Here is a 14,185-nt window from a genome sequence, read left to right as displayed (position 1 = left end):
TAGGCGTGATGATTTTTTTAATGTTTATGGTTCAGTCGGGTAGGCCAGCGTTGTCATTTAATCACTATTATCAAGACGAGCTAATGGCTCTTCGCCAATCAGGGCGCAAGTTTTCCGAACGCAACCCGGCGTTGGCGCCTTTTTTGGGGCAAGGCAGCAGCGATCCGGATGTTGAGCGTCTACTTGAAGGATTCGCTTTCCTGACAGGACGTTTGCGTCAAAAACTGGATGATGATTTACCTGAATTGACCCATTCGCTGATGCAACTGCTGTGGCCAAATTATATGCGGCCCTTGCCTGCAATGAGCATGTTGCAATTCGAGCCGTTGAGCGCTTCAGGACCTGGCTTCACCGTCGAGCGTGATACGCCTGTTGAAAGTGAACCCGTGGAGGGTCTGGCCTGCCGATTTCGTACCTGCTTTTCGACAGAGGTTCTGCCTCTCAGTCTGTCACGTGTTTCCTACTCAGCTGATGGCGAGGCCGCAGCATTGACTTTAAGTCTGACGATGACCGGAGAAGGGCACTTGGGCATGCTGAAGTTGAGCAGGCTGCGGCTGCACTTTGCAGGTGATCGGCATATCAGCCAGGCGCTTTACCTCGGCCTCATGCGGAAGTTAAAAGGGATCAGGTTATTATTGCTGGATGAGCAAGAAAGTCCGTTGACAGATCGTGATGGGAAACCACTTCAGTTAAGCATTTCGGCAAACCGTGTAAAACCAGTCGGCTTCGCAGAGGACGAGTCCTTGATACCGTACCCACTGAATACCTTCCGTGGCTACCGCTATTTGCAAGAATACTTTTGCTTTCCAGAAAAATTTCTTTTTTCTGATATTGAAGGTCTTGAGGTCATTGCGTCGGTGCTCGACGAACATCTGATAACAGCACGTGGTTTTCAGTTGGTCTTTGACATGCACAGCGAGGACATGCAAAACCTTCGTCCTACCGTTGAACACATAAAGTTATATTGCACACCTGTGGTCAACCTGTTCAAGCAGGACGCACTGCCTATTCTCGCTGATGCCCGGCAGGATGAGTATTTGCTGGTCCCCGCTCATTTAGGACCTCAGCGCTGCGGTGTCTATTCAGTTGATGCAGTGACGGGCTGGCAGCCCGGAGGCAAAGGGTATCAGCACTACGTTCCCTTCGAATCATTCGAGCATGATCCTGCTGTCGATGTCCATGGCAACGCCCCGTGGTACAGCGTGCGTCATCGAGATTCCCTCTTGCAGGGAGGGCTGGATACCTATTTAAGTTTCGACGTCCGTACTGATCGAAAAAACGAAACTATTTCCATTGAGTTAACGTGCACGAATCATGATCTTCCACTGCGCATCCCCGCAGGCGGAATATGCAGGTCAGGCGACGATACCCCGGACTTTTTAAGATTCAGTAATATCACCACTGCGACTAAAAGTTACGCGCCGCCGGTGGGTCAGGATTTTCTATGGCGGGTCATCAGTAATATGTCCCTGAACTACCTGTCCTTGGCGAGTATCGACGCGTTGAAGGTGATACTCGAAACTTACGATCTTCCGCGCTATTACGACAAGCACGCCGAAAAGGTCAGTCAGCGTCTGTTGAACGGGCTCAAGTCTATCCACCACCAGCACGTTGATCGCCTGCATGAAGGCCGACCGGTAAGAGGGGTGAAGACCGAACTGCTTATAGCACCCGAAGGGCTTGCCGATGAAGCCGGCCTGTTTTTGTTTGCTTCAGTCCTCAACGAGTTTTTCGCGCTGTACGCGAGTTTGAACTCTTTTCACGAACTGCACGTTAAAACTGCTCAGGGAGGTGGTTATCAATGGACACCACGTATGGGACAGCAACCGTTACTTTGACTGCGCTCAGTCAGGGCATACGGGAATATTCGGTTTACCAGGCGATCCCTCTTATCTTTAACGTCTTGCGTGAACTCCATCCGCAGTCCGATGATGAGCAACTGCATGAGTACCTTGAATTACGGGCACATCCACAGTTTGGATTTCCGCGCAGTGATATTGAGAGCATGGATTTCTTTCACGAGAACGGAACGTTTTATGTTCGTCTGTACCTCAACGTGATGAGCCTGATCGGTTCCGATTCGCCCCTGCCTGCATTTTACGCCGAACAAGCGTTGGGGGAGTTGGACAAACCTAATACCACGCGGGATTTTCTGGGTATCTTCAATCATCGTCTACAAAAACTGCTGTTGCCCGTTTGGCGTAAGTACCGCTATCACGCGGTGTTCGCCCGAGGCGCAAACGACCGGTTTTCCGAACAGCTGTTTGCGTTAATCGGGTTGCACGGGACGTGCATACGCAACACCACGGAATTGAACTGGAAGCGCTTATTACCTTATTTGGGACTGCTTAGCCTGCGTGCACATTCCGCCGCCCTGATCGAGTCAGTACTCCGTTATTACTTCAAGCACGCTCAGTTGTTCATAGAACAGTGTGTGGAGCGATCGGTGTGCATCGATCATTCGCAGACTAATCGTCTTGGCAAGAGCAGTAGCCAGCTAGGGAAAAACGCAGTGTTGGGCACCAGGGTTCCTGACCGGGGAGGCAAATTTCGTATCCATATAAAACAACTGGATTGGGCGCGGTTCCACGAATTTCTACCCATCGGCGCAGGCTATGCGCCGTTGGGCGCCTTGGTGCGGTTCACCCTGCGCGATCCGTTGGATTACGACATCTGTCTTGAGCTTCTGAATGAAGACATCAGGGAACTTCGCATTGCCCAGACGAACACCTGTCGTCTGGGCTGGACCACCTGGTTAGGCCATGAGCGTGCTCAGGGTCTGGTCCGTCTCAACAGACCGAGTCATTAAGGACTAACTATGATCAACCCAGACCTGCAGCAACTCGTTCAAGCTCTTGACGTGCCCACTCGCATAGAGCTTGAGGGGACAGCCGAGCGTTGCGTTTCCCGGGGCAGCAACAGAATTCTTGTCGAAGATCTACTGATTGCCTTGGTGGAGCGTCCTGACGGCATGCTAGTACGTGCTTTGAATGACGCTAGTATAGCGGCTGCCGATTTCGCAAGCCTCTTGCTCCCGCCAGCTGAATACTGTGGGGCTTCCAACCCGGTATTTGCTGCCGAACTTGTTCAGTGGCTTCAGGACGCCTTATTGATTTCCAATCTGGATTTGGGGCAGAGCCAGATTGATCAGGCTGCACTTATTCTCGCTTTGCTGCGTAACCCTTTGCGTTATGCCGATCGCCCCTATCAGCCGCTGCTGGCAAAAATCAACATCGAGCGATTTCGTGACTTCGCCCTTGCAGAGCAGGCATCCGGAACATCCCGAACTACAGCGAGCCCAAGCGAGTCGCTTCTTGAGCGCTTCACTCATAACCTGACGCAACAGGCCAGGAGGGGTGAGCTGGATCCGGTACTGTGCCGTGACGACTGTTTGCGTCAGATGGTCGACATACTGGCTCGTCGGCGCAAGAACAACCCGATTGTGGTAGGCGAGGCCGGGGTTGGCAAAACTGCGATTGTTGAAGGGTTGGCGCTGAGAATCGTTGCAGGACAGGTCCCTGATCTCTTGAAGAACGTCGAGCTTTTATCTCTGGATATGGGATTGCTTCAGGCAGGCGCCAGCATCAAGGGTGAGTTTGAACGTCGCTTGAAGGGAGTCATCGATGAGGTCAAGTCTTCGCCGATACCTGTCATTCTTTTCATTGACGAGGCTCATACGCTGATCGGGGCCGGTTCGCAGGCGGGAGGTTCGGACGCAGCCAATCTGTTGAAACCGGCACTGGCTCGCGGCGAATTGCGCACCATTGCAGCGACTACCTGGACCGAGTACAGGCAATACTTCGAGAAAGACCCTGCGCTTGCGCGGCGTTTTCAGCCTGTGCGAGTACTGGAACCAACGTTGGAGCAGGCCATCATCATTTTGCGTGGGCTCGCCCCGCTATATGAGCGCAGCCATGGCGTCTATCTGCGCGATGACGCTGTGGTTGCCGCTGCTCGACTATCGGCACGTTATATTTCGGGGCGACAACTGCCTGACAAGGCAATCGATCTGCTCGATACGGCCTGTGCTCGCGTGCGAGTCAGTCTGGTTGCCGTGCCCGAACGCATCGAGCGTCTGCGAGCAGATCGGACTCAATACCAGAGGCATTATGACGCAGTGCAGCGTGACGCAGCTGCGGGGCTTCTTGTGGATGAAAAAGTGTTGAATACACTGGCATCGGATCTTTCACGCATTCAGCAAGAGTTGCCCGCACTGGAAGTCATGTGGGCTGATCAACAGAGCGCCGCTCGGCGGCTGCTCGATCTACGCAGCCATCACGCACACCCTGCAGTAAAGCGCGAAGGCCCGGTTAACCCAAACAGTAAATGTCGTTCCACAGAGGCACAGGAATCCGATTTGGTTCAGGCCCGGCAAACGCTCATGGATACTCAAGCTGATGACCGTCTTGTCAGTTTTGAAGTGTGTCCGAGGCTGATAGCGGAAGTGGTCAATGCCTGGACAGGCATTCCGTTGTCGCAGCTGGCGCAAGCGCACAGTTCGGAAATTACCGGCCTCTCTTCTGCGTTGCGTCTGCGCATTCGTGGGCAGGAGCCGGCGATTCAGGTACTTGAACAATCCGTAAGAGTATCTGCCGCCGGATTGAGTGCGCTCAATGCACCGTCGGGAGTATTCCTGTTGACGGGCCCCAGCGGAGTAGGCAAGACCGAAACAGCCCTCGCTCTTGCTGACCTGCTGTACGGCGGTGACCGTTTTCTTATCACGATCAACATGTCCGAGTTTCAGGAAAAGCACACGGTCTCGCGCTTGATCGGAGCGCCACCTGGTTATGTCGGTTATGGGGAAGGGGGCATGCTGACTGATGCTGTGCGACAGAAACCTTACTCGGTAATTTTACTTGATGAGGTGGATAAAGCTGATCCCGATGTATTGAACCTGTTCTATCAGATTTTCGATAAAGGCGTAGCGAACGATGGCGAGGGGCGAGAAATAGACTTCCGTAATACGCTTATTCTGATGACCTCCAACCTTGGCGGCGACCTTATACATTCACTCTGCCGAGACGGCAAAAGGCCGGAAAGCGATACGCTGGTGCGTGCGATAAACCCGGTGCTTGTGGGTCACTTCAAACCCGCATTGCTCGCCAGAATGCGCGTGCTTCCTTTCTATCCCATCAGTGGCCTGGTGCTTCAAGAGCTGATTGAATTAAAGCTGGATCATCTTGTGGAGAAGCTTGAAGGACGCGGACTGACGTTCAGCTATTCCGAGGAACTGGTTTTTCATCTGCTTGAAAACTGCGCGCAACTCGACAGCGGTGCCAGGCTGATTGACCACGTACTGGCGTCGCAACTGACCCCGCTCATCGCGGACGCTTTGCTTCTTGCGAGCAACAGCGACGCTATGCTTCTCACGGTTCACGCTACGCTGGACAGTTCGGGCGACATTGTCTGTGAGTGCAAATAAGGTGGCCTCGACTTTCCATGCGCTACCTGATCCGCTGAGCTACGCGCAAAAACTATTATCGTATTACTCAAGCCTTTCGCTTTCAGGCGACAAACGATCGTTACTGCATGATTTCGTCCGGTTCGCCGCCGAGTTGAGTGGTTGTGAGGCAGCTCAGTTATTTATGCAGAGTCCTACTCAGAAACGTCTCAGCCTCACTGCAGAAATAATGGATGGCGTCATTCAGCCCGATACAGCAAAGGCGTCAGCAAATAACTGGAGCGATCAGCCACTGCTGCAGCTAAGTCTCCAGAAAAACAAGGTTGTCAGCCTTCAGGAAATCAGCGCCAGCTTGAATGACGTTCGTTTTCTGCCTGTTCGAGCCGAGAGTTGGAAATCGCTGTTATGCATCCCGTTGCCTGGGCGCGAAAAAGATCCTGTGGGGTTGCTGATCTGTGTGAGCAGTTGCCGTAGGGAGCTGGAATGCTACGCAGAATCGCTAGGCGCACTGGGAGCATTTGTCATTTCACAATTGCTGCTTCTGGAACCTTTGAACAATACCGCAGGCGCGCCACCTAGTCCGACGGTACGCCCACCTCAGGCAGCGCACTACGGGTTGACGGGAAACAGCGCTGCGCTGAAACGCACAACTCGTCTTCTGGGTAAAGTCCTCGACAGTTCGTGCACCGTATTGCTTACCGGAGAGACAGGCACAGGCAAGGAAATTGTATCGCGTGCGATACATGAACATGGCCCGCGGCGCTCGAACGCTTTCGTTGTGCAAAATTGTGCTGCATTTCCGGAAGCGCTTCTGGAAAGCGAGCTGTTTGGCTATCGCAAGGGCGCTTTTACCGGAGCGGATCGAGATCGGCGCGGCCTGTTTGATGCTGCGCACGGAGGTACGCTTCTGCTCGATGAAATCGGTGACATGCCCATGCTGCTACAGGCCAAGCTTCTGCGGGTATTGCAGGAAGGGGAGATTCGGCCACTGGGTTCCAACGAGGTTCGCAAAGTTGATGTGCGAATCATTGCGGCGACTCATCGAGATCTCCCGAAGTTGATTGCAGAGGGGCGCTTTCGTGAAGATCTTTATTACCGGTTGGCGCAGTTTCCCGTTGAGCTGCCTCCGTTGCGTCAACGCATAGAGGACATTGAACTACTGGCCAGGCATTTTTCCGACGCGGTTTGCCAGCGCTCACAACGTAGCGCTGTGCAATGGTCGAAAGCCGCACTGGACGTTTTGTCTGGCTACGCCTTCCCGGGCAACGTTCGTGAACTGAAAGGGTTTGTCGAGCGCGCGCTGTTGCTGTGCGAGGACGATGAGTTAAGGCCAGAGCACTTTCCTATTGCCACCGATGCCATCAGTTGTCCCGCGGCCTTCACGTTGCGTGAACGTATCGAGCAATTCGAGCGTGGTGTTTTGCTTGAGTGTCTGCGCGACAGCGACGGCAATCGAAGTCTTGCTGCACGTACGTTGGGAGTGTCGCGGCGCACGCTGCTGTATCGCCTGGCTCACCTGAAACTAGGTGCTGCTCATGGCGGGACTGGTTAAACGCGGACGCGTATTCGTATTTACTTGTTTTTCTGGAGATGACTTCAATGACTATTCATTGTTGGCGCACGCTGCCATTTGTAATGACTGCGTTGATTTGTCTTGGCGGTTGCACGGGCCACTTTATATTCAGCGACGATCAATATCGGACGCTGGGCAACCCGGCGCCTGCCACTCGCAATCAATAACGATAAAGAGAGATGTGCATGGACGATGCATTAGAAACAGGCCATACGGCAGGGGCTGATCATACCGGTCGTCCTGAGAGCGGGTTGACTTCCTTCCTGGAAAGTAACCATGCCACCCGCCACTATTCAGACTGTTCAAGTAGTGACGGATGTTACTTATCCCTGCCACGACGTGTGTCGGTGCCCGTACCCGATCCGTCAGGCGACTGTCCTGATCAGCCAGAGCATCAAGCAGGTTTGTTCTGGCAACAGCTAAGTGACGTACTGGGTATTGAACTCGCTTCTGTTGATCCGACGACACGCGAAGCTTGCGTTGTAAAGAGTGTGCGCCTGTTCAAGCGTTGCCTGAGCGGTCTGCAACGGACACTAAAGGCTCGCAGCGAGAGAGTAGACGAGCTGGAGGTAGGCCTCTCAAAAACGGCTTGCCAGAGGGTCAGGGCATTTGAGGGTGCGAGTGTCGAGGCAATCATGAAAAGCTTGCTGAGAGATGAGCAAGCGCCTCTCTTGGATACGAAGGTTATTTCTCGGGTATTTCGGGAGCTGGAGGCTCATGAAGCTTCGGTGCTGGCAGGTTGTCGTGCAATGGCGCATGCGGCGGTCGAGCATTTTTCTCCGCAGCAGCTGGTCTGGCAATTTGAACATGATCGGGGCAAGCCCTGGATACTGACGGATGCCCGCCGCTGGCGTGATTATGTCAGGCATCACCAAGACCTGACGCAAAGTGACACATGGAGCAAGACGCTGCTGGCTAAAAACTTTGTGTCTGCTTATGAGCAGCACTTTCCTTTGATCGCTAACTTCTATCACGACTGACAGGCCTTACTTTCATGCGTTTTTCTTTTTTCCGGCGACTGCCGCTGCTGCTGTTGAGCCTGCTCGCCGGCTGCTCGGTTCTTTCGCCTTATTCAAAACAGACGCGTCTGGATATTAGTGTGATTGCAGACAATCAGTTGAACCCGGATATCAATGGCAGGCCCTCACCAGTGGTGATCAAGTTACTGGAACTGAAGCGCCCGACCACGGCCGAATCGATGGATTTCTTTTCTCTTTATCAACGCACTGAAGATGTATTGGCAAACGATCTTGCAGCCAGTGAAATTGTTGAACTTCGCCCAGGCGACCGCATTGAGTTGAAATTGAAACTGCATGAAGGCAGTCGGTATTTCGCTGTGCTGGCTGCTTATAGAAACCTGTCGGAAACCCGATGGCGTCATGTCATTCAGGTGTCGCCGGGGCAGCAGAATCGTGCTGTTTTCTTGCTGGGTGAGTCTGGCATTTATCGGACCGATAATCGGGCCCATGCAGGAAATTCGCTATGAATTCACACAAGGTCATCTGGCAAGAAGGCATGTTGTTGCGTCCGCAGCACTTCCAGCATAACGACCGTTATTACGATCATCAGTTAAGGGTTCGCACTCGGTTGGCAGGCCCTTACAACTGGGGATTCACCGCAGTTGCAATCGATCCGCAATTTCTGGGGTCGGGCCAGATCGTTCTTGCTCATGCCTCGGGCATCCTGCCGGACGGCAGCGTTTTCGATATACGCGATCATGACACACCACTAGTTTTGGACATCCCGGCCAATACCTCAAACATGGCGGTGTACATTGCCTTGCCGATAGTGGCAGGCAATTGCGTTGAAGCACGCGGTCATGAACAGCCTGACGCTGTGACGCGCTTCACAGCCTATTCAGCCAGTATTTCTGATTCAAACGCCGGGGAAGACAGTTCGACACCGGTCTTCTGTGCACGGCCGGAATTTCGATTGTTACTGGGCGAGCCCAGGGGCGAAAGCGCGTACGCGATGCTCAAGCTGTGTCATATCCTTATCTGTGGCCCTGACAGGTCGCTAACACTGGATGCGGCATTTTCTCCCACGTCCCTGTGCGCCAGTGGCTCCCGTTATCTGATGTCCTGTCTGAAGGAGGTTTCAGCTCTGCTTCTCCACCGCGGAGACGTGATTGCCGAACGAATCGGTTCGACGGGGCAGGCGAGCGGGGCGGAACTGGGTGATTTCATGATGCTGCAGATCGTCAACCGCAATGCGTTGATACTTCGGCACTTTCTGAATATCGGGCATATACATCCGGAAGAGCTGTATCGGTTATTGCTGACGCTGTTGGGCGAGCTGTCGACGTTTGGCGATGACAGCCGCCGTCCTCGCTTGGAGAGCAGTTATCAGCACAGTGATCAGGGCGCAACGTTCAGGAGCGTGATGCTCGCTATTCGGCAGATGTTGTCGATGGTGCTTGAACAGCATGCGCAGGAACTCGAATTACAGCCCCGGCAGTACGGTGTTCTGGTGTCGCCGCGAGTGGACAGCGAGTTGCTGGGGGCTGCGTCGTTTGTCCTCGCTGCCCGTGCGCACTGCGATGCTGAAGAGCTGCGTCTGCGATTGCCTTCACACCTCAAAATAGGTTCTGTGGAAAGTATTCGCGAGCTGGTTGGCTTGCACTTGCCAGGCATTCGCCTTCGGCCACTGCCTGTGGCTCCGCGGCAGATTCCGTTTCACGCCGCCAAGACCTACTTCGTTCTCGACCTCGACGCGCGGGAGCGAGAAACAATTGATAAGTCCGGAGGTTTTGCCTTTCACGTTTCAGGCGAGTTTCCCGGACTTGAATTGCAGTTCTGGGCGATCAGAAATTGAGCAGAGTGCCCGACATGGAAAGCAGACGCGATGGTTACGCAGTCATTTATGGCCAGAACGACGAGGATCTGCAAAGCGACAGGTTCAGCGACATTCACCACAGAGATCATTTCGAAGGCCTGCAGGATCGCCTTGTGGAAAGCGCTCGGCGAATGCCTGAAAAGCGCTTCAATGCGCATGTCAATCCACTTGTCGCAGCAGCGAGCGGACTATTGGCCCAAGTGTCGAGGCTGTCTTCGACAGACAGTGTTGGGGATATCCATTCGCTGAACGTTCAGCTTTCGGACCAGGTAAAACAGTTCGAGTCAGAAGCCCGGCAACGCGCTATAGCCACCGATCAGATGCTGGCGGCGCGTTACGTGCTGTGTACGTTGGTGGATGAGGCTGTACTGAATACTCCTTGGGGCAGCAAAAGCGACTGGTCGAAGATCAGTCTGCTCAGCCGCTTTCACAAGGAAACATTCGGCGGCGAAAAATTCTTTCAGCTCCTTGAAAAACTATCCTCCAATCCGTTCATGCATTTGCCGATGCTTGAACTGATGTACCTGTGTCTGGCTCTCGGTTTCGAGGGGAAATACCGCTCTAACCTTCGCAGGGGTAACGAGCTCGAGGACATTCGCGATGGGCTCTATCGACAGATACGACACGTGAGAGGTGATGTGTCACGAACGCTGTCGCCCCATTGGCAGGGCGTTAACTCTTCAGGCGTCCGTCAACTGCGAGTCCTCCCGATCTGGCTGATTGCATTGTTTACCGGCATCAGTCTGACAGTGATGTATTCAGGGTTTGCCTGGGTTCTCGGCGAGCAGCGTGAGGCTGTGCTCAAACCTCATCATTCTGCGGCGCTGGCTGCGCATGAGATGCGGGTATCGAAGTGAGAGATTCAATGAAAACCTTGTTCAAGAAACTCGTCACACTATTGTGCAGCACCTGGCTCTGGTCGCTGCTGGTGGTGGGCGCACTGGCGATAATAATCTGGGCATTCGGTCCTTTGCTGGCAGTAGCCGACCGCAGGTTCTGGGAGAGCCCCAGCGCGCGCTTGCTAACGATCAGTGCGTTGTTTCTGGTCTGGGGGCTCTGGAACGTTTTCGCCAACTGGCGCAGTGGTTTGAAAAGAAAACTTGCTGCAGAAAGCCAGACAGGTCAGGAGCGTCTGCGCCAGTCCCTTGCCAGAGAAAAAGAGCAGCTGGAGCTCTTCAGTCGATTCAAGGACGCCCGGCAGGTAATCAAGAATTCCGCTTTATATGGTGAGTTGGGTGCGCGGGGTCGGCAGGCGCTGCCCTGGTATATGCTGATGGGGCCGCAGGGCAGCGGCAAGACTAGCCTTTTGGACTTTTCAGGACTCGATTTCCCCCTCGACAGGTCCGGTCGCAAGCTGACACGTGATGCGAGCAGTACCAGCAGTTGTAGTTGGTACTTTACTGAGCAGGCAATCCTTCTGGATACATCGGGCCGCTACCTTGATCAGCCCGAGCCGGAGGTAGACGGCAGTGCCTGGAAGACGCTGCTTGAATTGTTGCGCGGCCGTCACCGAACACACCCGCTCGGTGGTGTGTTGATCACCCTGCCGGTAGGCATACTGCTCGATGAACGTGATAATCGCCTGCAGAAACTTGCTGACGATGTACGTGTTCGCCTCGACGAGATTTATCGAACCTTGCATGTCGATGTACCTGTTTATCTGGTGTTGACCAAGGCTGACTCCATCGCCGGGTTTGATGAGTTTTTTGACCAGTTGTCCCTGGAAGAAAGTGCGCAGGTCTTTGGAGCAACTTTCAGGAGTGGGCAACAGGGAAGCGATGTCGGCGTCCTCGGTATGGAGTTCGACAACCTGCTCCAGCGCCTTGGCAGCCAGGTGATTGGCCGCATTCATCAAGAGCGCGACAGTCGGCGCCGCGGGGCGATGCTCGAGTTCCCGAACTGCCTTGGAAGCATCGAGCGCCGACTCGGTCTCTTCGCAGAGCTTGCGTTTTCCGGGAATCGCTATCAGCGTGCCAGTCAACTGCGTGGTTTTTACCTGACCCGGGCGCCGCATCTGGTTCAGCGCGGCGATCAGCCTGGGCTGAACGAGGATAGCGGGCTGCCTGATCAGCACGTCGGAAAAGCACGGTTTATCCATGACTTGTTGCGCCATGTGATTTTCCCGGAATCCGATCTGGCCACGCTGGATAAAAAAACGTGGCGAAAGATTCAGTGGCGTCAGAGAGGAATGTACGCTGCGGCACTGTTGTTTCTGGGGGCGTTCGGAGCGTTGTGGGTAACAGGTTTCAGTGCCAGTCATGACCGACTTGAAACGCTTCGTGTCCTTGGCGAGCAACTGACTCGACAGCGTTCATCACTGACTGCAGACGATGATCTGTTGGCTGTCCTGGATACTTTGAACATGCGTCACCAGGCCGCCCTTGTATTTCCAGACAGTAACGATGTGGCACTTTACGAACGCACCGGGCTGTATCAGGGACAGGCCGTCAACGATGTGCTTCTAAGTGCCTACCATGTGGAACTGCAAACTCAACTACTTCCACGAATAGTGCGCATGTTCGAAGCCCGGATACTGGCCAGCCTGGAGGATCGCGAGCTTTTGCTGAGCAGTCTGCGTGCCTATCTGATGCTTGTTAACAGCGAGCACCGGATACCTTCCGCACTTGAAGAGTGGACCGCCGCCGATTGGTCAATTCGTTATGCCGGCCATGCGCAGGCCCAGCGCGAGCTTAACCAGCACTTCAAGCGCTTGATGGCTCTGCCTTTTGCTTATCCGGTCAACGATGCACTTGTGGCCCAGGCGCGTAAAACGCTGCGCAATGAATCTTTTGCCCACGTGGTCTATCGAGCGTTGCGTGAAAAAGCACATTCATTGCCCGATTACAGTCTTGGCCGGCACACCGGGCCTCAAGAAACTGTATTGGCAGGGACAGATTATCGAATTCCAGGGCTCTACACTCGGCATGGCTATGAGCAGTATTTTGTCACTCACGGCACTGACGTAGTGACTGAAATCATGCGCAATAACTGGGTTCTTGGTGAAAGTACACCGTTTAGCGCAGCGCAACTGCGCGCCCTGATGGTTGAATTGGAAAAGTTATATTTTCGTGATTATGCCGATCACTGGGCCGAGGCTATCGGCAGGGTTTCCTTGCAACCCTTCGAAGGAACCCGGCAGGCTGCCTTGCAAATGGCTGGCTTGACGGCAGCCCATTCGCCGTTGCTTCAGTTACTGAACGAAGTACGAGATAACACGCGTTTTCCCACTCTTGCAGACCGTCTTGACAGCCTGAAGGCGCAAGCTGGTAAAGCGGTGGCGACATCTGCAGTGCCCACTCAACTCACCGAGACTGGCGAGCAATTGCAGGCATCGGTTGCCAACGCTTTGCCCGATACAGCCAAGAGGGCCTTGCAGCGTCGTTTCGATACGTTGCATCGCTTGCTGGATGGGGAGAATGGGCCGGCTGCCGATCTGACTAAAGCTCTGAGCGCTATTGATGAACTGCAGATGCAGATGGCTGCGCTGAGTCGTTCCGGTCAGCCTGAAAGGGCTGCGTACGAAATGGCCAAGGGGCGGATGTCAGGACAGCAGGATGCTTTGAGCAAACTGCGCAATGCAGCGACGATATTGCCTCAGCCTGTCGGTGGCTGGATGAATACGTTGGCAGAAGATAGCTGGAGCTTCGTGCTGCACCAGTCTCATCAATACCTCAATCAGCGTTACAAGTCCGAACTCTACAGCTTCTACAGCCAGTCACTCGACAAACGATATCCGTTTCACGCTCATAGCAGCAGTGACGTAGCACTTAATGATTTTCGCGAGTTCTTCAAGGCGCAGGGTATCGCGGAACGCTTCTTCGAGAATTATCTGAAGCCGTTTGTGAGCGGCGATCCCGGCCGCTATCGCCTGCGCAGCATCGATGGGTACAGTTTGCCGATGAGCCATGCGTATCTGGATCAGATGGCCAGTGTTTACAATATTCGTAAAAGCTTCTTTGCCGAGAGTGCCCAGGAGCCGCAAATCCGCTTCACGCTTGAGCCTCACACCCTTGACCCCGGCGTGCGTCGAGCAGAGTTTCGTCTTGGTGACCAGTCGCTTGAGTATCAACACGGTCCAATCGTGCCGACACCGTTCATGTGGCCGGTTGACACCTTGGACGGACGCGCCAGCCTGGTCATGGAGGGCATGGTCGGACGCCCGCTTGGCATAGAGAAAAATTCCGGGCCGTGGTCGCTGTTCCGTCTCATGGATTTAATGCAGACCGAGCCTTTGAAAGGACGAGATGTGCTTCTGCTCAAAGCGGATGTGGGCGGAATGCGAGCCAACTATCTACTGTCGAGCCAGCGTGCACCGAACCCGTTCGATATGAGCGCATTACGTGACTTTCGTATGCCTGCGCAGCTTTGATGACAGC

At 54.1% G+C, this 14,185-nt stretch carries 9 protein-coding genes; all 9 read left to right on the top strand.

Features of this window, described 5'->3' with window-relative positions; genetic code table 11:
- Positions 1-50 precede the first annotated feature (50 nt).
- The 9 genes from tssF to tssM all read left to right on the top strand — a co-directional run bounded on the left by tssF (position 51) and on the right by tssM (position 14,178).
- Positions 51-1,838 (top strand): type VI secretion system baseplate subunit TssF, encoded by a 1,788-nt coding sequence (tssF, locus tag I9H09_RS13980; RefSeq protein ID WP_183142458.1) that lies wholly within the window; start codon positions 51-53, stop codon positions 1,836-1,838.
- Positions 1,802-2,809 carry a type VI secretion system baseplate subunit TssG gene (gene tssG / locus I9H09_RS13975; protein ID WP_122312136.1) on the top strand — a complete coding sequence of 336 codons (1,008 nt, stop codon included), beginning with the start codon at positions 1,802-1,804 and terminating at the stop codon, positions 2,807-2,809. Before tssF ends, tssG begins: the two co-directional genes overlap by 37 nt.
- 9 nt (positions 2,810-2,818) lie before the next feature.
- On the top strand, positions 2,819-5,422 hold the full coding sequence (gene tssH, locus I9H09_RS13970) for a type VI secretion system ATPase TssH (protein WP_236502539.1): 2,604 nt from the start codon (positions 2,819-2,821) through the stop codon (positions 5,420-5,422).
- Position 5,423: 1 nt separating this feature from the next.
- Complete coding sequence (locus tag I9H09_RS13965) at positions 5,424-6,953, top strand: sigma-54 interaction domain-containing protein (RefSeq protein WP_122347263.1); 1,530 nt, start codon at positions 5,424-5,426, stop codon at positions 6,951-6,953.
- A 206-nt stretch (positions 6,954-7,159) separates the two neighbouring features.
- Entirely contained in the window at positions 7,160-7,954 is a 795-nt protein-coding gene (locus I9H09_RS13960) for a type VI secretion system-associated FHA domain protein (protein WP_223810513.1), read from the top strand.
- 14 nt (positions 7,955-7,968) lie between these two features.
- The gene (tssJ, locus tag I9H09_RS13955) at positions 7,969-8,460 is read left to right on the top strand and encodes a type VI secretion system lipoprotein TssJ (protein WP_024671199.1); all 492 of its coding nucleotides are present in this window, start codon (positions 7,969-7,971) and stop codon (positions 8,458-8,460) included.
- On the top strand, positions 8,457-9,788 hold the full coding sequence (gene tssK / locus I9H09_RS13950) for a type VI secretion system baseplate subunit TssK (protein ID WP_055003075.1): 1,332 nt from the start codon (positions 8,457-8,459) through the stop codon (positions 9,786-9,788). The genes tssJ and tssK overlap by 4 nt, the downstream gene beginning before the upstream one ends.
- 14 nt (positions 9,789-9,802) lie before the next feature.
- Positions 9,803-10,666, top strand: coding sequence for a type IVB secretion system protein IcmH/DotU (gene icmH / locus I9H09_RS13945; protein WP_413469785.1), 864 nt, complete (start codon positions 9,803-9,805; stop codon positions 10,664-10,666).
- Positions 10,667-10,674: 8 nt separating this feature from the next.
- Positions 10,675-14,178 (top strand): type VI secretion system membrane subunit TssM, encoded by a 3,504-nt coding sequence (tssM, locus tag I9H09_RS13940; RefSeq protein ID WP_122347262.1) that lies wholly within the window; start codon positions 10,675-10,677, stop codon positions 14,176-14,178.
- The last annotated feature ends 7 nt before the right edge of the window (positions 14,179-14,185 follow it).

The sequence above is a fragment of the Pseudomonas tremae genome (assembly GCF_023278125.1).
Taxonomy (GTDB): Bacteria; Pseudomonadota; Gammaproteobacteria; order Pseudomonadales; family Pseudomonadaceae; genus Aquipseudomonas; species Aquipseudomonas tremae.
The sequence above is the reverse complement of the archived record's forward strand: the minus strand, read 5'-3'. Positions and strand labels throughout refer to the sequence as shown.